This is a genomic window from Pseudomonas emilianonis, from assembly GCF_023072625.1.
Taxonomy (GTDB): domain Bacteria; phylum Pseudomonadota; class Gammaproteobacteria; order Pseudomonadales; family Pseudomonadaceae; genus Aquipseudomonas; species Aquipseudomonas paraveronii.
Map to the genome: position 1 here is coordinate 21,239 of NZ_JAKNRV010000011.1, position 19,586 is coordinate 40,824.

A 19,586-nucleotide genomic window follows, 5' to 3' on the forward strand; every position below is an offset into this window, starting at 1 on the left:
ACCTCAAATTAACCCAATAACAGAGCAGCAAAGGTCAACGAAGGGCCGAGAAACCACTCAATGTGGTGAGTAGGTTCTCCGGGGGTAGCCGTGCCTGAGTTCAGGCGAACTGAAAATCCGACTTTTTCAACAGAATCGGCCGAAAGCCATCTCTCATGAATGGTTGCTGCCCTTCTCTTTGGGCAGCAATCGGCCACTGGCGGTCGTGGCAGATACCACCCAATCCCAAAATGAGCGTAAGCGTATGGTAAACCCGTCTTGACAAGACGACTTTGGGCCGCTGCGACAATTGGTTGCATAACGTCGGGCAAGAAATGTAGGTTGTACCAGTAGGCCTAACGTTCACATAAATACGTCGTTTAACTGGAGCTACATGGACGAGCTAAGAGTTTTCAGGAACACCCACTGGATAGTGACTCATCGGCGAGATGCACGTTACGACGGGTATTTGATAATTTCATCTGAAGAGACGGCTTCAGATCTCAGCGATTTGAGCGACGAAGCCATGTCGTCTCTCGGTTTGGTGATGAAAACCTTGGAGCGTCTGCTGGCAAAGGTGTATTCCCCCTACAAAGTAATGTTCTACAAATTGGGATTTTCTCCTGGTTTCAACGCACATTTTCATGTCGCTCCAGTCTCGGAAGACTTGCTAGCAGAGATATCAAAACACCCCGGTTATTCCGACAACCCTGATGGTAATGACGCAATTATTTTTCTAAGTCGAGAATACTGTGAAAGACCTCTTACCGCTGGCGAAGCAGAAAAACAGCTCTCGGCGGTTCATTTGCTCAGGGCCTTTCTTTGACTAAGATACTTTCGCGTGGTTAGGCGTATACCCACTTGTGCGGTAGCAGTTCTGCAACCTCACTCGCCCGCTGCGTAAGCGTCTGGCAGATACACCTTGTTAGCAATATGATGGCTGCCTACATCAGCTGTTGCCTAGCTGCATGACATGGGTAGCATGAGGAATATCTGTTCGTATGAAACCACAGTGCAGATAAAACGAATCGCCCTCGGGAGTATCAGTAGAAAGGTGCACACTCCGAAAGCGAAGAGCCGCATGTGTCAGCAGCGCTTTTACTAAAGCTTGGCCAACATGCTGTCCTCTTGACGAAGCTGCGACATATACCCGGCGTAGCCTTGCCGTATTGGCCTCCGCATATGGATCAATGGACAAGCCCCCGACGCCTATCAGTTGCTGGTTCAAGCACGCCACCATAAGACACTCGCCGGGTGCATCGAAACGGTTCGTCCCCGAGTGCCACTCGTCAATCAACCGGGTGATAAACCTGAAACCTTCCTCAACCGCCTCTTTTTCCAATGCCAGAATCTTCGGTGGCAAGTGCGTGATCTGATGGATCTCGAATTGTTTCATTCATCGTCCTTGTTTTTTTTGGGGGGGGACCTATTGGTAATCGTACTTGGAGCACGTCTCGCCCAGATCAAGCAGGCATCCACTGATGCGGTAAAAGCTGCTCAATCTCAATAGCCTTCTGCGTTGGCAACCGCCTCAGCACATCTTTGAGGTAAGCATACGGATCATGCCCATTAATGCGCGCCGACTGGATCAGGCTCATGATCGCCGCCGCCCGCTTGCCGCTGCGCAGCGACCCAGCAAACAACCAGTTCGACCGCCCAAGCGCCCACGGCCGGATCAAGTTCTCGATCTGGTTGTTATCGATGGGTACAGCCCCATCTTCCAGGTAGCGCGTCAGCGCTACCCAGCGTTTAAGGCTGTAATCCAGGGCCTTGGCCGTAGCCGAGCCCTCGGGCACAAGTTCGCGTTGGGCCAGCATCCACTCATGCAGTTTTTCAGCAATGGGCACCGCTGCTTCCTGGCGTAGTCGCCAACGATCTTCGTCGCTCATTTCCTTGGCGTGGCGCTCGATTTCGTACAACCCGCCAATCGAGTGAAGCGCTTGCTCCGCCAACTGGCTTTTATTGGCGACATGCAGGTCGAAGAACTTGCGGCGCGCATGCGCCATGCAGCCGATTTCGGTGATGCCCAGCTCGAAGCTGGCCTTGTAGCCGGCGAAGTCGTCACAGACCAACTTGCCGTTCCACGCACCCAGGAAATTACGCATGTTCGCCGGCACGGCTGAGGCTGAAGTCGTAGACCACGGCCTTGAGTGTCGAGAATGGCGTGCTGCTGTAGGCCCAGACGTAGGAGCGGTGAGTTTTCTTCTCGCCGGGCGCCAGCATTTGTACCGGCGTTTCATCAGCGTGGACTACGCGCTGGGCCAGCACCGCTTCGCGCAGCGCATCGACCAGCGGCTGAAGCTGTACACCGGTTTGACCCACCCACTGCGCCAGTGTCGAGCGCGGGATGGCCAGGCCGGCACGGCCGAAGATCTTTTCCTGCCGGTACAGCGGTAAATGGTCGGCGAACTTCGCCACCATCACATGGGCCAACAGGCCTGCGGTCGGGATGCCCTTGTCGATCACTTGGGCCGGCACCGGGGCCTGGATCAGTGTTTCGCACTGCCGGCAGGCCCATTTCCCACGAACGTGCTGTTCGACGGTGAACACGCCCGGCGTGTAGTCCAGCTTCTCGCTGACGTCTTCACCGATGCGCTGAAGCTGGCAGCCGCAAGCGCACTGAGTGTTGTCCGGCTCGTGATGGATCACAGTGCGCGGGAACTGCGGCGGCAACGGCGCACGCTTGGTTTGCTGGCGTGGTTCCGTTGCCGCAGGTTCTGGCCGAAGTGCGTTCAGCTCCGCCTCGATGGCTTCAAGATCGGTGTTGAGAAGGTCATCGAGCAAGCTACCTTGCGCCGGGCTGATCTGTTCGCTGCGCTTGGCGAACTTGTGCCGTTTGAAGATGGCGATCTGTGGGTAAGTTGCTCGATGATCGTCTCATCACGATGAATCTTTCTGTCCTGGGTGTCGATCTTGGACATCAACTGCGCAGCCAGCGTGCGCAGTTGTTCGGGAGTCATTTGGTCGAGATCGGGCAAAGAAGTCATGCCGTGGATTTTACCAAAGCAGCCCGAGTGCTACAGCTAAAAGGCGGCGTTTAAAGTAATGTAATTGCGCCGCCAGCACCGACTCGTTGCCAGGGCAATCCAAGTACCAGCGCCTGAAGTTGTTCGGGGTCGAGCTCGACCTCCGTTCCACGATGGATACCTGGCCAATGAAACTTACCTTGATTCAAGCGCCGCGCCGCCAGCCAGATACCAACGCCGTCGTGCACCAGGACTTTCATGCGGTTGGCCCGGCGATTGGCAAAGAGGTACGCGCAGTGCGGCTTCGCCGCACCGAACACCGCGACCACTCTGGCCAATGCGGTCTCAGTGCCGGCACGCATGTCCATGGGCTCGGTGGCGAGCCAGATGGCATCGACGCGAATCATTGGGCCAGGCCACGAATGAAACACGCGCAGCCATCCGGATCTGAGGCTGGCCATTTTACGGTGATGGATTTATCACCTAGAGGTAGCGAGATGATCACCATTTCTTCTGTTGCGCGCCTTGGTGCCGGTTTTATGGGAACGAACGCTGGCAGGGTTGCGGGGGATTGATCTCGGTAAATCGGCAGCCACTTGCGGATCACGTTGGCGTTAATGCCGTGATGGATGGCTACGCTGGAAATCATCGCTCCAGGTTGCAGGCACTCCTGGACGACCTGGGCTTTGAACGATTTCGGGTAAAAGCTTCGTTGGCGCATGAAAATCCTGGCGATAAGGGCGATCGCGTCCGCTTAAAAATACGCGGACACCATCGCCCTAAATGCTGGAGTTAGGTAGGTGTGTTCGCCATCCGCTTACAAATGAGCGAATTTTTGTATGCCTGTTTTAGCGGCTATTTTTGATGCGTTCGGTACGTTGGTGAAAATCAGCGAAGGGAGTCATCCCTATCGAAAAATTCTCAAACTCGGCATTGAACAGGGCCGCCGCCCCCAACCCACCGATGCGGAACATCTGCTTAGCATGCCGTTGGACCTGCGCCAGGCTGCCGATTTTTTTGGCATCCAGGTCGATCCAGGCGTGATGGCACGATTGGAATCCGATCTGCGCAATGAATTGGCCGATATCCGAGCCTACCCGGACGGTCTCATTGCGGTAGATGCTCTTCAGGCCGCTGGAGTAAAAGTGGTGGTGTGTTCCAATTTGGCAAAACCATATGCAGCAGCCATCGAACACCTCTATCCGGGGTTAGACGGCTACAGTTACAGTTTTGCCGTGCGCGCCATTAAGCCATCCTTCGACATCTACCACCATGCGACACAACTGGTGTCAGTATCGCCGTCTGACGCCTGGATGATCGGCGACTCAAGGCGCTGTGATTGCGAAGGGCCCACTGCATTCGGTATGCGCGGTTTTTGGCTCGACCGACAAGGTGGTGGTCCATATACGTCACTGCATCAATTCGCTGAGGCCATTTTACGCACCCGCTGAAATTGGTTAAATAGTCGGCATCAATCTTCAACGGGTGAAGACATTGCGAGCATACCGGCCCATTAGCGGGCGTTGTCACTGCACCAAGCGTATAAAAAATCTGGACGACTCAGAGTGCTATTTTTCGAATCTCCTGGGCTTGTCGCATATAGTCTTCGTCTCTGCGTTTCAGGCATAACTTTAGGACTCGGAAACGTCCAAGACGAACACATCAATTAGCCCAACTAGCTCAGGCGGGAGCGTCTCTTCGATGCTGGCCTTCAGTTCCGAAGCGGAGTTTAAGGTTGTATTTTTTGTTTGCGACCAGTTCATCGCCGCCGAACCAGATTACAAGATAAATTCCCTGCTGCTCTGCGTCGGGATGGATGGAATATCGGTCATACAATTGCGCAGATGCGGTTGTGTATAGTCCTTTATGTCACTGACCTTTTCGCAACTATCATCGTAGACCGAGGGCGGCCTTTTTTTATTTTTTTGTAATCAGATCAGCCTGTTAGCTGTTAAGTAAGTGCCATTCAAATCTGTCCCCCTTTCCCCTTTTCCTTCTTGTGTCATTTACCATTAAGCGCTGCCAGCAGTTTCCTCTCTAGAGCCTGAGCATATTCGACAGCGCGAGGCTCCACAGCAATAAGCTCTTTATCTCGCCTCAGAATATTCAACATTTTTTGCGTCAGCAGTAAATTTTTCACCCAGACTGCCTCCGATAATTTTGAGGTTCCTTTTAGCAACTCGGCGTCATCCAGAAATCCTACCAGCACTTCCTTATCCAACTCGCGAACCACGATAGGCAATAATTCCGACGTATACATATCTTGCCTGACCGATCTGCAAAGGTCGCCGATATCGAGCTCAGTTATCGGAGTGTCCAGAATTGACCTGTGCCATGACTCAAGCGCAGACTCATCAGGATCAGGCTCTACTTCCCACTTAAACCCATTACTCTCATCTATTTGACGAAATGTCTTTTTCATATAGCTTTTCATTTTGGCAAACTTCGCCCTTCACTAAGCGCCACTCTAGACTTTTCATCATTATACGACCCATCAAGATTCAAGACACTCTTAACTCTTCCCTTGCTATCAAAAACCTCAAGATGTTTTTTATGCAGCCCATCTAAATAATACTTATCACCTTTCGCAATATTATCTCAAAATCATCGGGATTCAGTATCCTTTTTCCACAATTTCATTTTAATCTTGCATGGGCAGCGTAGGGGTCCTGCGCGACCGTACCAATTATATAATTAGAAAAACGCTCAATCATTTTATTCAATTCAACATCAAACTTTAATGGTAGCAAATCCAAGATATCGTCCAATTCACAACAGTCCATAATAATTCCACACAGCTCTGAAGAAATGCCTTTTTCACCCAGCACCCTTACAGTTCTAGGCGAAAACAATAAACGTTCAGCTTCGGCAAGTGTCATGATTTTATCACTAATCGACTTCAACAACCCGATAGATGCGGCAGCTAAAAATCGTGCAGCCTCCTCTGGCTCATATAGCTCTACGACTAAAACTGGATTTTCCATCAATAATTACTCCAATCTGGTTTAGTTTTCACATTAAAAACTTTCCCACTTTCACTTTGAAAGTAATGAATCGACACTTTATTTCCGACCGCATCATAACCGTCCTTGTAAATCTTAGTCCATTTTCCTGCTTCCACTTGCCTAAGATCGCTTAGCAGTTCGCTATTGTTTACCACATTTTTGGTTGTTGATCCCGCCCGTTCCCTAAAACCTGCGGGAAACTCAGGTGCTTTACGAATGGAATCGTATACGTTCTGAATACCTCGATTCTTCCCGACATCACCAATGATGCCCGTTTTGATCCCAGCTCCAGCAGCTCCACTTTTACCCGCTGTTGAGGAAAAAAGATCCATCCCCGGGTTTAAAGCGTCCATAACAGAAGGAGCGGCATTTCCAGCAATATCACCACTCTTAGCCCGGATGCTTTCGACAATATTTATATTGATAGCTTCCTGATTCCTGTCCATCGCTGTCAGGAGTGCTATGGCGCGCCCAGATACATTGTCTACACCAGACTTTCTCAGCTCCTCCACTAAAGCCCAGTTTGAGGGAATTTCATTTTTAAGCCGCTCATAAACTTGCTCGCACATCGTCGGATTATCACGACATAAACTTGGAAAGCCTTTATTCCTAGTTGCATCCAAGTCGTTGTAATAATCGCGAACTTTTTGACAGGCATCTTCAGTCGCACACGTATTAAGCTTCCGTTCTTTCTCAACAAGTTCCTCATGAAAAAGATAATTAAATGTAGTGGCCTTTTGAGCGATCACTGAGCCAGTGTTGAGGTCTCCCCCGACAGCAGCAGCTCCCACCAGACCAGTGAGCTGGGAAAAAACCAACTGCAGCTGTTCATTTTTACCAGCCGCACCGGCCATGACGTTAATCAAAGCCTCGTTCAATCCCGCAGCAGCTGCACCAGTTTTGAAGTCACTCCCCGTCAGCTCTGCCAATAGGCCACCCATGATGGCGTGGGCAGCAATTTTCTGGACACTTCCGTTTGGAAAGGTGATTTGGTCCCCAACCCAATTGAAGCCGGTGGCCATGGCCATGTTGCCGGCCTCGCCCAGCAGCGCTGCGTTGAAATTGCTACTGAAACTGCCACCACCAATCGCAGTGGATACACCACTGCTGATAACTGCTCGCGTTACTGTACGAGTCGCCGCATCAGTCGCATTGCTCCAACGGAAGATATCTTTGGAAGGATTAGCTGCGCTTACAGCAGCACCATCTATGGGTTGAATACCCTGTGTGGCGGACCCAGCACCATCGGCTGCCGTAAACCATTTATCGTCGGCGTAATCAAGAAAACCAGCAGAAAACCCTGCAATCGCAGCGTTCTTCAGGCTACCCGCGCTGAATGTATCTTTAATCGCCAGACCCAGGTTGCCCTTGTTATCGATGGTGCTTGTGACTGCAGTAGTGCTCAAGCTGGCCGCGACAGCCAAGTTAGTCCCACTCAACCCAAGACCCGCAGGGCCAAGTATGAAAGACATCAGAATTGCGATGGCAATCTTGGCGCCGGCTCCCAGCCCGGAAGATTCATACTTGAAGCTGTCGTGAATTTCTTTTACTTGGCGCCAATCGATATCGCCCCGAGCTTCCGCCTGCTTCATCCAAGCAAGGTTCGGATCAGCTTGAACCATCGCGTCGATGGTTTGGCTAACGCTCTGTTGATCGACCTGTTTGATGTCAATACGAATGCCTTCGGCCGCTTTAATGACAAGCTTGCCTTGAGCGATCAGAGCGCTTTGCCGAAGGGTCTCATCCGTTTTCCCTTCGCCTTTCATCTTGTACCAAGCCAAGTCCCCCTTGCTCTTGGTATGGCTCTCATCGTGGAAGTCCTTCACGCCCTCAAACACGATGCGGCCGCCGCTATCGAGCGTCAGGTCCTTGCCGCTGTCCAGGGTTGCCACTTGATAACGTTGATCGCCGCCACTCTTGAGCGTGAGATTGCCGCCCGTCTTGATTTCACTACCGACGTTTGTGTGCTGCGTCACCTCATCCCGTTTCGCCGCGTTACTCCCCCAACTGCCTTTCTTGGTCATGTCATAAAGGGAGTAGTCGCGATTGAGCTCAGCCAGTAAATTCAGCTGGTTACCGGCAACCAGATACGCCTCATTACCGGCGTTGATTTTGCTGGCCACCATCGTCACGTCGTTCAGCGCAGCGATATTTACATCACCACCCGCCTCAATCGTCGTGCCCTGCTGCCGAACATGGTCCTCCTCCTGATTGATCTTCTTGCCGCTGCGTTTATAGCGATACTCACTTGCCTCCTCGTTGGCAGCCGCCAGGAGGTTCACATCCTTGCCAGACAGGTTGACGTCACCACCCGCCTTGACATGGCTGGCAACCATTGTCAGCTCATTTGTGGCCACCACATCAAGATCCCCACCGACCTTGACCTCACTGGCATGCTGCACCGTCTGGCTTTGTTCCCAGAAATGCCGCTTGTCCTGGCGCATCGACCCGGTTTCTTCGCGAGCCGCTGCAATCACCACATCGTTACCCGCGCTCAACTCCGCATTCTTGCCTGCTGTAAGGGCCCCGCCCACATTCAGCAGGTCCCGCGCGGCATGCATCGTCAGGTTGTTTCCGGCTTCAATGCTTGCGGCGCTATCCACAACCGCAGCCTTGGAGCTGAACCCTTTTCCACTGTTTTCAATCGTGGTGATGGTCCGGTCATTGCGGATATCGCCGGTCAACGTGCTCAGGTCAACATCCTTGCCTTTGAGGATGCCGCCTTGCATGTTCACCAGGTCCTTGCCCGCCACCAGCTTAAGCTTCTCCCCAGCCTCGGCTAGCCGCGTGTTCACCAGATTGTTGCCTGCTGCTGCCGACAGATTTTCACTGGCACGCAAGGTCCCGGCGTTCTTCAAGTCCGCCCCGGCAATCAGCGTCACATCCTTGCCCTGAATCAACGCCCCATCCGCCGTCAGGCGTTTGTTCGCCTGGGCCATGTACAGCACGGGCACCAACACGTGCTCGCCGTTTATCACCTGGTCTTCCATCCAGACGATGTCATGGGTCAACGCCGCGACTTGTTGCGAAGTCAGGGTCACACCGACGGCGAGATTGAGTTGGTCCTTACTGGCGATGGCGTTGTTCATCAGGTACTTGAACATGCCTTCATCGCTGGTCTGGCCGTCGATGTAGCGCTGGCCCGTGCGCGCGGTGACCGCCTGTTGGATCAGGCGCTGTTCATAGAGGCCGTCGCCCAGACGCTTCCACGCGGTCTGCGGGTCGTAGCCGAGTTTGTCCAGCATGTAATCCGAACTCATGAATTGCTTGAGGTCGGTAAGCGCCGGATCGGTGACTACCAAATACTTGGGAGTGGTGATCGTGCGGCTGGCGTTGGAGCCCTGGATGTTGGCCTTGCTCAGGTCCTGGCTGCTTTGTGCAACGGCTGCGCTGTCGACCAAGTGAAACAAGCCGCTTTGGCCGGTTGGCAAAGTGAAGCCAGGCATCGTGGTTGGGTTGACTTGTTGTTGCGCCAGGGCCGGTGGCAATTGTGGGTTCAGCACGACGACGGCAGGCTGGGTCACGGTGGTGGCACCGCCTTTGTCCGCGACGGGCGTAGGCGGTGTGAACTGTACGATGCTGCTGTTTTCCATCTGCTGGGTAGCCTGGATGTTGACACTGCCTGCCGCTTGAATCACTGCGGCAACCGGGGCGCCCGGTGTCACGGTGGTGGTATCACCCACCAGGTTGAAAGAGTTGAGCGCGCCGACGGGTAAGACCTTCGGGTTAGGCTGCGCGTTATAGGGGTCTATCCAGTTGCCACGGAAGCGCTCATCCGTACCATCACTGACGCGACCGGTGTTCCAGGTGCGTGTGCGGGTACTGGTACCGGTAGTGGCGCCGATGTTGGCAACGTTATCGGCAGTGATTAGCAAGTCTGCGCCCGAGGCCATGGTGCTGTATTTGTTGAGCACGCTGGAACCATCGATGGTCAGCTTGGAACCGCTCTGAATCGAGGCGCTGGCCGAATCCGTCGCCACCACGCTTTTGGAGACTTCGTTGGCAATGTAGTCGACGTTGTGGTGGTCACCGCTACAGTCGTAGCACCTCACACTGAGGCTACCGGACACCACTTGGTCGACAGTGCTGAATACATCCTTACGGTTGATAACGGTGTCGCTGCGCATCAACAGTTCATTCGCCGCTTCGATATGACTGGAGATGTTTTCCACGGATGCGCTACGGGCCACACCATCGCGGGCCATCATGCTCAGTCCGCCAAGGCTGTAGATGTCGGCATAGTAGTTGGTCAGGTTCTTGAAGCGCAGCGCCATGTCGGTGCCGCTGAAAATCAGACCATGATCGTTACGCACGGCATCAGCGTTCAGCTCAACTTTTCCTGCGCCACCGAGGGTGCCGGTGTTGGTGACGCTGGCGGCGGTCAGCGAGAAGGTCCCACCACTGGTGATGCGGCCAGCGTTGGTCCAACTGTCGCCCTTGCCGGTGAAGCTCTGGCTGGCGGCGAGCTTGCCGGTGGCGGCCTGGTTGAATTGGCCAACGGTCACATCCAGCACTGAGGCCTGGATGTCAGTGTTGTTGTCCCACTTGGACGCGTCGACGGTCAGGATGCCGGCGGTGGCGATGCTTCCGCCGATATTGCTGAACTTCGCCAGATCGACCCCAAAAGTGCCGGTGCCGACATGGAGGATATTACCGTCGGCGTTCTTGAAACTGGCCATGCGCAGGGACACGTCATGGTTGGCGGCTTCGATCATGCCGCTCTGGTTATCGAGCAACTGCGCGCTGGCCACGCTGGCGGTACCTTGCTGGCCAAGAGAACGCAGCTTGCCGTTCTGGTTGTTGATGGACGCGGCGTCGATCAGCAAACCGCTGCTGCCTTCGACCAGGCCAGATTGGTTGCTCAACTCGCCAGTGAGGCCAAAATCGATGGCGTCGGCGGCCGCTCGGCCTTGGATGTTGTTGAGGTCGTGAGCACGGACCGTCAGCTTTTGCTTGGCCAGCAGGGCGCCGTCTTGGTTGTCGAGGGTGGCAGTGGTGATCAGTGCATCGCCACTCAAGGCGGACACTTGGCCGCCGTTATTGAGTACTGATTGTTGCGCACCCAAGTCGAGCGAGTCGGCCTGGATCAGCCCCGCGTCGCCCACGACAGTCAACGACTTGCCGTTATCCAGCACCGTTGCCAGGGTGGTTTTAAGCTTGCCTGCAACGCTGGCTAAAACGCCGCCACGGTTATCGACACTCTTGGCATCGATATCGAGTTCGCCGGTCTGGGTGATGACACTGCCATCTTGGTTGTTCAGTCCCTCACTCAGAGTCGCGGTGATTCCGCTCTGACTGAGCAGGCTGCCGGTGGCGTTCTCCACCGCACCGCCGTTGAGGGTCAGGCCCTGCTGGGTGCTGATGATGCCTTTGCCGGAGTTGATCAGTTGCTGGTGGGCCGTGAGGCCCATTGCATGGGCGGACGCGATGTAGCCGTCGAGGCTGTTGTCGATGATGTCGGCGGTCAGAGTGAGCTGGCCTTGGCTGATCAGTTTGCCGCCTTGCTGATTGAAGATTTTGGCGGTGGCGAGAATGTCGCCCTGGCTGGTGATCTGACCCTTAACGTTTTCGACGGTGGTGCCGTCCAGGGTCAGCGCACCTTTGGCGGTGATTTTGCCGCTGCTATTGTCGAGGCTGGCCACGTCCAGGCCCAGAGTGTCCTGGCTGCTGATGATGCCGCTGGTGTTCTTCACCGCTGTCGCTTTCAGCGTTTGCTCACCACCGCTGGCCAGGGTGCCGTTGTCGCGGTTATCGAGCGTACCTCCAAGGGTAGTTTTGGCCGTCCCCTGGCTGGTCAGGGTCCCGCCGCGATTGTCGATGTCCTTAGCATTGAGCGTCAGACCTGTGTTGGCAGAGAGTGTGCCGGCACGGTTATCGAGGGTTTCAGTGGCAGTGACCTTGAGGTCGCGGCTGGCGATGACGCTCTGGCCACGGTTGTCGATGTTCTTGGCGGTGAGGCTCACATCACCGGTCTGATTGCGGGTGTTCTCCGGGGTGACACCGGCCTCGACCATGCCGAGGTTGTCGAGCTGACCGTCGCTGGTCAGCTTGACGCTGTCCTGAGCAGCGATGGAACGGCGGTTGGTCAGTGTGCCTTGGGTGGTTGCTTCGACTCGAGTACCGCCATAGATCGCACCTTGGGCATCGAGGCTCTGGGCGTTAATGACAACCGCTTCAGCCGCCGTGGCTTGCGCCAGGCTCAGGTGACCATTGGCATCCAGCTGCATATCGCCGCCACTGGCGAGCATCTTGCCGTCGAGTTTTACCCCGACACCGGCTTCGCTACTCACCAGCCTGATCGCTCCTGCATACATGCCACCCAGCGTCGAGGAGTCGATGGCCAGTTGAGGGGCGGTGGCTGGATCAGCGACACGCGCAGTGGTTTTTAGGGTCTTGGCATCAACGTCATTGGCACCGGCGATGATCGTCAGCTTCTTGGCCTGGATCTCGGCATTGATCTTGGCTGAGCGGGCGATGATTTCGAAGCTGTCGATGTAGTTGGCATTCAGGCCGGCGCCTTCGATGGACACGCTGCCTTGGTCGACTTGGTAGCGGCTGACCTGGCCGTTTTCGATCACTGCTTTACCCGTGGTCAACGTGGCCTGCGGGGTGTTGATGAAGCCGCAGCCGTTGCAGGTGATGCCATAGGGGTTGGCAACAATCACGTGGGCCGATTGCCCCGCCACTTCGGTAAACCCGCGTAACTGGCTCGGACTACCACCGTTCACCTCGTTGAGGATCACATTTGCGGCATTGCCCTTGAGGTTGGAGTTGCCGAGGATGATCCCACCCAACTGCGTGGACTGGGTCCGGCTGGTGGCGTTGTTGAGGATCACGCCCTGCTGGCCGACGTTGTAATCCTTGAACTGGTTATGCGACAGACCACTGCCATTGGGCGCAGCAATATTGACGATCGGCACGCCATTCGCCGCCTGCCCCAGGCTGGTTCCCGGTGCGCTGACTACAATACCGTCCGCCTGGGCCAGCAACGGCTGCCAGAACATCGCGTTGGCCAACACCAACGCTAATCCACGTTTGGGCAACCCCAAGAAGTTGGAACGGCTTTTCAGGGCTGCAGAAGGTTGGCGCGCAAGAAAGGCGAACTGGCGAACGTCCATGTCATGTCTCGATGCCCAAGGGGCGGTAAAGATTTAAAGGAAGAAATCCATACGGAAATAAACCGGCGCTTCACGTTCAGTGATCGGCCCCGGGCGTTCCAAAGAGTGTGCAAAGGTCACCGTGGCGGCGACGTTCTGGCCACGCGCGAACAGCTCCACGGAGTTGCTGGTCATGCGTCCGTGTTGTTCGGCGTTATAGCGACCGTGGCTGATCACGCCCTGGTCATAGCCAAGGCTGGTGCCGTATTCATTGAACACCGGCTGCAACCACGCGATGGTCACCGGGCGGCTCCAGCGCAGGTCGTTGCGCCAGTAGCCGCCGCTGTCGCCGGCCAGGCTTTGATCCTTGTAACCGCGAATCGACGACTGCCCGCCCAGGCTCATACGCTGTGGGCTGAACAGCACGTCTTCGCTGCGCTGGCCGGTCATCAGGCTGCTGAAACTGAACGACTCGCCCCACAGCTTGAACGGGTACAGGTAGCTCACGGTCGCGGTGTATTTGCGGTAGCGCGCATCGGCCTGGTCGGGGCGCGGATCGTGGTTGGCCTGGGCGTCGAACGCGCCAATGCCATCCTGCATGCCCAGGTCGATGTTGAGGAATGAGCCGCCGATACGTCGACCATGGTTGATGCCGAACTGGGCTTCGCTGAGGCGGTTACTGCTCAACGCTAGCTTGCTTGCTGTCTTCGATGAAGTTGTTGGTGCGCAGGTAGGCTACGCCGGTGCTGAGGGAGGTTTTGCTCAGGGCGTCGCGGTGGATTACACGTTCCAGGCGCAATTGGTGGCTCTGACTGTCTCCGGACTGTTTGAAATTGAACCCTCTGGCCTGTGCCAGAGAGCGGTATTCGGTTTCGCTGTAGCTGTAATTGAGGTTCCACCAGCCGAATGGCAGGCTGTAATTGAGCATCGAGTTGCGCGAGGTTTTTTGGTGATCGCTGACCGCATCGTGGCCGCCGCGCAGTGAGAGTTGGTCGGCCAGGCCCAGCGCGTTGTCCCAATCCATGCTGGCGCCCCACTGCTGTTCCCCGGTGCTGCGCTGGCCGCCGTTGTGGCGTGACAGACCGACGCGCCAGGGTTTCTGCGGGGTGTTTTTGACCAGCACGTCGCTGCCGCCCACTTCTTTGCCGGGCGCTAATTCCATCTGCGCCTGGTTGGACGGCAGACGGTTCAGTTGGTCGACCATCTGTTCGATTTCTCGCAGATTGAGCAACTCGCCCGATTTGCCCGGAAAGCTCATGGCCAACTGTCGATCGGTAATGCCGCTGCCTTCAGCGCCCTTCAAATGTTCCAGCTTGCCCTCGACGACTTGGATTTTGAGGACGCCAGTGGAGAGGTCTTGTTGTGGCAAGTACGCGCGGCTGGTCACCAAACCTTTGGCCAGGTAGCGATCAGTGATGACCTTGAGGACTTCGTTGAGCTGGGGCACGCCAAGGCATTGGCCGATGTAGGGCTTGATCAGTTCGGCGCGCTCGCCCTCAGACAGGGCTTCGGCACCTGCAAGCTCAATGGTTTTGATCGCAAAGCAGCGCGTGTCAGCGGGCGCTGCCGGCTTGGCGAGAGCGGCGGCTTTGCCGGGCAGATCCTTGAGCTCTTCGAGACGACGCTGTTGCTCTTCGAGCAGGCGATCCTGGCGATCACGGATCAGATCGGTAACGCCCGGCGTGTTTTGCGGGGTAGCGCCTTGAGCTGTCCCAGCAAAGCCCAGGCAAAAAAAAGCGGACAACAAGCTGAGCCTGGTCCGGTGTACCGAACGCCACATTTCTAGATCCCTCTACATGGCCTAGTGCCACTAATTGACGGGGATCATATGGCGGCATTTTGGTGGCGTCAATTAAATGTACGGCTTGGTTTCAGCGTTGACACGTGATCAGTTTTAGCATTAAAGAATATTTATTTAAAATCAAACACTTAACAAAATCCACGAACATCCAATCCAGGCCGGTACCTGATAAGTCAATAAGGAGGTAGGTTCGCACCTTTGGCTTGGCCAGCAGTTTTAATGGCAGAAACCCGCTCAATCGTGATTGCGACTATTTGATTGACCTGTTCTTTGACGCGTGCGGCCAGTGATACATACCCCTTCAACCGGCGCGGTCGGAACCTGTACCGGCACTTGAACACCTCCGCCCAGCAGGGCTGAAGCTTCACTCCTCTCCAGGCCACTCAAAATTAATCAAAAGTGACAAATTCATAAATTCACCAAAGCTCTCAGGCTCTGATAGTCCTATACACTCAGCCTACTCACGCACGCTGCCAGTCGATTGACACCGAGACGCTGATAGCCGAAAATCGGACCCAATAGCGCCCGATCCTCTGGGGCTGGCTTGTCCAGCTCTATGTTTTGGCCTTCTTGTTTATGGAACATGGAAGTTGCAACAGCTCTTGCCACCGAAGCCCTTTCGGACTTACCCGGACCTCGTTGCGTTACTGATTGAACGCGGTATGGGCATTACCAACCCAGCCCGTTCGGAACGTAAACTCGCTCAGGTAGGCTACTACCGTCTCAGCGGTTACTGGTTCCCGGCTCGTAATTTTGTACGAGACCACCTGCAGAATGTCGTGCTTTGTGATGTAACCCAAAAGCCCCTTCGACAAAACTCCTTCCTTCCAGATACCACTTTCGACGACGCGTTTAGCCTTTATCTGTTCGATAAAAAACTGCGCCAGTTGATGCTTGATGCCATTGAGCGAATCGAGATCCACGTTCGAACTGTCACTGCCCATGAAGTCGGGTATCACGGGGCATTGGCCTATACGGATCCCAGTTTCATCGTTCCAAAGCGTACTTTTCTGCCGTGGAATTCGAAGCCGACTTTTTCAACAGAATCGGCTAAATGCTGGCTGTCGCGAAAGGCCGCAGTCGCCCCACCCATTACTGCCGTTCATGAAGGTTGAGATTGGCAACAGCGGATGTCAGTGACGTGCCTAGAATATATCCTCTTTCGCTATAACATCTGGCAGGGAGGAGGCTGTAGTGGTCTAAGGCCAGGGCAGCTGCGAGAGTTAGATATGGACAAAGGTGGTAGTAAATGTCCATACGCAATTAATGTCCATACGGACAGAGGCCGACTTCTTGAAAAGCCGCGGTTTTACTGATCCTGAGGCGTTGTCTGCACCTCTCTGGCATTGGACTACGATGGTCACGACATCACCGACGACTGGAACCTCAGTGCCCAGTGGGAAGAAACTGCCTACGGCCATCCGTTCTCCAAACGCATCATCGGTAACGCGTTGCTGGCGTACCTGCTGTGCCAGGGCTGGGGCAACCAGCCGGATGTGTTTGCCAAGCTGATCAGCCAGACACAAGCGCTTGCCGCCCAGGCACACGACAATCATCTGAACGCGAGCGCGCAGGATGAACTGATCCAAACACTACTGGCCTTCCAACAGTGGCATTACGTCCTGCCGACCACCCCCGCGCTGGTCGTGCTCGACACCCGAACCCGACGCTGGCGCAGCGAATTCAACCTCAAACAACCATCCGGCCTGCTGGACTGGGAAGCCTTGAGCGAACTGCAACAGGAACTGCTCGACCACCCGTGCGCGATCATCGTCTCCCCCGCGCCGATCTTTGGCGTCAAGCTGATCGAGACCGTGCAAAAAGTCTTCAGTGGGTGCGGCTACCCGCTGCTGGTGGACGCCGAAAACTGGATGGCGCATCGCGGCGCCGCCGAGGTGATCCTGAATATCTTCCGCCACTCCCGCACGCCGGGTAACTACGTCATCCTCTCGGGCGACGTACACTATTCGTTCGTCTACGAAGTGCTGATCCGCCATCGCAACGCAGGCCCCAAGCTCTGGCAGATCACCAGCAGCGGCATCAAGAACGAATTCCCACCGCGCCTGCTGGAATGGTTCGACCGCCTCAACCGCTGGCTCTACTCGCCGCGTTCTCCGCTAAACTGGTTCACCCGCCGCCGCACCATGCAGGTGGTGCCGCATATCCCGGAACACGCGCAAGCCGGTGAGCGCTTGTGGAACTCGGCAGGGATCGGCCAGGTGTTTTTCAACGAACAAGGCCAGCCTGAAGCGATTTACCAGCACAACGCCGATGGAAAGGCGCGGACGAGGATGCTGGCGCCCAGATAATGGCCTATCGCCACACCCCCTGAAGCCGCAAAGCCCCTCTATTCAAAGCGCGCAAGCCCCGTTGTACAGTAGCGCCAGCCACGGAGTATCGGCGGGAATTTGAATGCCCTTCTGGGCCTGCCCACGCAGGAAGCACACACATGGACGATACATCCGGCAACAAACCCTCAACTGACCTCAATGCCGACATTCTGCATGCGGTCATGGAACTGGCCAGTGACGGAATCTGGGACTGGAACGCGAATACCGGGTTCGTTTACCGCAACCCGGGCTGGTACGAAATGCTCGGCTACCCCAGCCACTCCCTGGAGAACAGCGTGTTCACCTGGGAGAACATCCTCCACCCCGACGACTACCCCCGGGTGATGACGCTGTTCGATGACTACATCAACCGTCGCTCGCCCCATTACCAGACCGAATACCGCTGCCGCAAAAAAGACGGCAGCTACCTGTGGATAGAAGACCGCGGCTATGTGGTTGCGCGTAACTTCGACGGCTCGGTGGCGCGCATGGTTGGCGCCCACCGCGACATTAATATGCGCAAATGCTCCATCGAACGGCTCGAACGGCGTAACCAATCGCTTGAAGCCTTGGTTGCCGAACGCACACGCGAGTTGTCACGGGTCAATCAGCAACTGCAATTGCAACTGGACGAAAACCGCTCACTGGCCGAGCGCGACGCCCTGACCCGCGTGGCCAACCGTTATCGCCTGGAGAAAGTGCTGCTGGAAGAATGCGACCGCGCCGAACGTTTCCGCCTGCCGTTGGCGCTGCTCGCCATGGATATCGATGATTTCAAGCCGATCAATGATCGACACGGCCACGGCGTCGGCGACAAGACCCTGGTGAGCGTCGTGGAGAGCCTGGAATCCTGCATGCGCCCCGGTGACTTGCTGGCGCGTTGGGGTGGCGATGAGTTTGTGGTGGTGCTGCCCAAAAGCACCCTGAAGACAGCGAAAGCCCTGGCCGAGCGCATTCGCCAAAAAATGACCGAGATGCCCGCCGTGGGAGACTTCAAAGTGACCCTGAGCCTGGGGGTGGTGGAGCGTCTTGCGGGTGAAGCCCCCGCCGCGCTGATGGCGCGGGCCGATCAGGCGCTGTATCGGTCCAAGGCAGCAGGGAAGGACGTCGTCTCGGAATAAATGCGCGGGGTTTGTTGCCCCGAACGACCTGCTGGCAACCGCTCCTTCCGATTTGGAATGACCCGGCGACTTTATTTCGTTTGCGGCACAGCCTGGCTCGCGGCTTAGATAAAAAGAAGCCCGCCACTGCCGAGTCCGAGATTCATGAGCCGCGAAACCATCAGCCAGTCGATTTCCATCGTTCACCCCATCAGCCTCAGCCACGGCAAGAACGCTGAGGTCTGGGACACCACGGGCAAGCGCTACATCGACTTTGTCGGCGGCATCGGCGTGCTCAACCTCGGGCATTGCCACCCGGCAGTGGTCGAGGCGATTCGCCAGCAGGCGACCCAACTGACTCACTATGCCTTCAACGCCGCACCGCATAGGCCTTACATTGAGCTGATGGATCGTTTGAGTGCGTTTATCCCGGTGGACTACCCGGTCAGCGGCATGCTCACCAACAGCGGCGCGGAAGCCGCGGAAAACGCCTTGAAGATCGTGCGCGGCGCCACCGGTCGTACCGCGGTGATTGCCTTCGACGGCGCGTTCCACGGCCGCACCCTCGCCACCCTCAACCTGAATGGCAAGGTCGCGCCCTACAAGCAAAAAGTCGGTGTCCTGCCGGGCCCGGTGTATCACCTGCCCTACCCGAGCGCAGACAACGGCGTGACCTGCGCCGAAGCGCTGAAGGCCATGGACCGCTTGTTCAGTGTGGAAATCGACGTCAACGACGTCGCCTGTTTCATCATTGAGCCGGTGCAGGGCGAAGGCGGTTTCCTCGCGCTGGATATCGAGTTTGCCCAGGCCCTGCGCCGTTTCTGCGATGAGAAAAACATCCTGCTGATCGCCGATGAAATCCAGTCCGGTTTCGGCCGCACTGGCCAGCGTTTTGCCTTCTCGCGCCTGGGCATAGAACCGGACCTGATCCTGCTCGGCAAAAGCATCGCCGGCGGTGTGCCGTTGGGCGCTGTGGTGGGGCGCAAGGCATTACTCGACAACCTGCCCAAAGGCGGGTTGGGCGGCACTTACTCTGGCAATCCCATCGCCTGCGCGGCGGCGTTGGCCACCCTTGAAGTGATGACGGATGCACAGTTGCAGGCCTGGGGATCGCAGCAGGAAGAGGCCATCCTGCGCCGCTACGAAACCTGGCGCGCGCAACGCCTGTCGCCTTACCTGGGCCGCCTGACCGCGCCACTCAGCAATCATCTGCTGGCCTGGCTCAATCTTGCCAATATTCACTTTCACCGGTGCACCTGCGGCTTTCGCCTTGGCACTGGGAAACCATGACCCCACGAACGGGACCGC

The 19,586-nt window shown here is 56.0% G+C and carries 10 protein-coding genes and 5 pseudogenes; 6 read left to right on the forward strand and 9 right to left on the reverse strand.

Annotated features, from left to right (window positions below):
• Nucleotides 1-373: 373 nt before the first annotated feature.
• Nucleotides 374-805: a hypothetical protein gene (locus L9Z73_RS02785; RefSeq protein ID WP_247396118.1), complete on the forward strand. Its 432-nt coding sequence runs from the start codon at nucleotides 374-376 to the stop codon at nucleotides 803-805.
• 123 nt (nucleotides 806-928) lie between these two features.
• Here L9Z73_RS02785 and L9Z73_RS02790 read toward each other — a convergent pair whose 3' ends face one another.
• The 4 genes and pseudogenes from L9Z73_RS02790 to tnpA form a co-directional block, all read right to left on the reverse strand.
• Nucleotides 929-1,375, reverse strand: a complete 447-nt coding sequence (locus L9Z73_RS02790) for a GNAT family N-acetyltransferase (protein WP_054071054.1) — start codon at nucleotides 1,373-1,375, stop codon at nucleotides 929-931.
• Between the two features lie 67 nt (nucleotides 1,376-1,442).
• A pseudogene (gene tnpC / locus L9Z73_RS02795) lies at nucleotides 1,443-2,903 on the reverse strand (IS66 family transposase).
• Nucleotides 2,904-3,016: 113 nt separating this feature from the next.
• The gene (tnpB, locus tag L9Z73_RS02805; RefSeq protein WP_177009613.1) at nucleotides 3,017-3,352 is read right to left on the reverse strand and encodes an IS66 family insertion sequence element accessory protein TnpB; all 336 of its coding nucleotides are present in this window, start codon (nucleotides 3,350-3,352) and stop codon (nucleotides 3,017-3,019) included.
• A complete protein-coding gene (gene tnpA / locus L9Z73_RS02810) occupies nucleotides 3,349-3,666 on the reverse strand; it encodes an IS66-like element accessory protein TnpA (RefSeq protein ID WP_247396119.1) in 318 nt (105 codons plus the stop codon). Before tnpA ends, tnpB begins: the two co-directional genes overlap by 4 nt.
• Nucleotides 3,667-3,784: 118 nt before the next feature.
• Between tnpA and L9Z73_RS02815 the strand changes: the two genes are divergently transcribed.
• Nucleotides 3,785-4,396: an HAD family hydrolase gene (locus L9Z73_RS02815; protein ID WP_247396121.1), complete on the forward strand. Its 612-nt coding sequence runs from the start codon at nucleotides 3,785-3,787 to the stop codon at nucleotides 4,394-4,396.
• Between the two features lie 551 nt (nucleotides 4,397-4,947).
• Here L9Z73_RS02815 and L9Z73_RS02820 read toward each other — a convergent pair.
• The 4 genes and pseudogenes from L9Z73_RS02820 to L9Z73_RS02835 form a co-directional block, all read right to left on the reverse strand.
• A complete protein-coding gene (locus tag L9Z73_RS02820; protein ID WP_247396123.1) occupies nucleotides 4,948-5,367 on the reverse strand; it encodes a contact-dependent growth inhibition system immunity protein in 420 nt (139 codons plus the stop codon).
• A 214-nt stretch (nucleotides 5,368-5,581) separates the two neighbouring features.
• Nucleotides 5,582-5,929: a DUF3969 family protein gene (locus L9Z73_RS02825; protein WP_247396125.1), complete on the reverse strand. Its 348-nt coding sequence runs from the start codon at nucleotides 5,927-5,929 to the stop codon at nucleotides 5,582-5,584.
• Entirely contained in the window at nucleotides 5,929-13,068 is a 7,140-nt protein-coding gene (locus tag L9Z73_RS02830) for a DUF637 domain-containing protein (protein ID WP_247396126.1), read from the reverse strand. The genes L9Z73_RS02825 and L9Z73_RS02830 overlap by 1 nt, the downstream gene beginning before the upstream one ends.
• A gap of 33 nt (nucleotides 13,069-13,101) precedes the next feature.
• Nucleotides 13,102-14,827: pseudogene (locus L9Z73_RS02835) on the reverse strand (ShlB/FhaC/HecB family hemolysin secretion/activation protein).
• Nucleotides 14,828-15,510: 683 nt separating this feature from the next.
• On the opposite strand from L9Z73_RS02835, the gene L9Z73_RS02840 reads away from it, so the two are divergent.
• The 4 genes and pseudogenes from L9Z73_RS02840 to L9Z73_RS02855 form a co-directional block, all read left to right on the forward strand.
• Complete coding sequence (locus tag L9Z73_RS02840) at nucleotides 15,511-15,963, forward strand: Abi family protein (protein ID WP_247396129.1); 453 nt, start codon at nucleotides 15,511-15,513, stop codon at nucleotides 15,961-15,963.
• 237 nt (nucleotides 15,964-16,200) lie between these two features.
• Nucleotides 16,201-17,157 (forward strand): annotated as a pseudogene (locus L9Z73_RS02845) (alkaline phosphatase family protein); the annotation flags it as partial.
• Between the two features lie 140 nt (nucleotides 17,158-17,297).
• Nucleotides 17,298-18,299, forward strand: coding sequence for a sensor domain-containing diguanylate cyclase (locus tag L9Z73_RS02850; RefSeq protein ID WP_247396131.1), 1,002 nt, complete (start codon nucleotides 17,298-17,300; stop codon nucleotides 18,297-18,299).
• Between the two features lie 144 nt (nucleotides 18,300-18,443).
• A pseudogene (locus L9Z73_RS02855) lies at nucleotides 18,444-19,469 on the forward strand (aspartate aminotransferase family protein); the annotation flags it as partial.
• On the opposite strand, the pseudogene L9Z73_RS02860 reads toward L9Z73_RS02855, so the two are convergent.
• A pseudogene (locus tag L9Z73_RS02860) lies at nucleotides 19,464-19,586 on the reverse strand (ubiquinol-cytochrome c reductase iron-sulfur subunit); the annotation flags it as partial. The pseudogenes L9Z73_RS02855 and L9Z73_RS02860 sit on opposite strands and share 6 nt — an antisense overlap.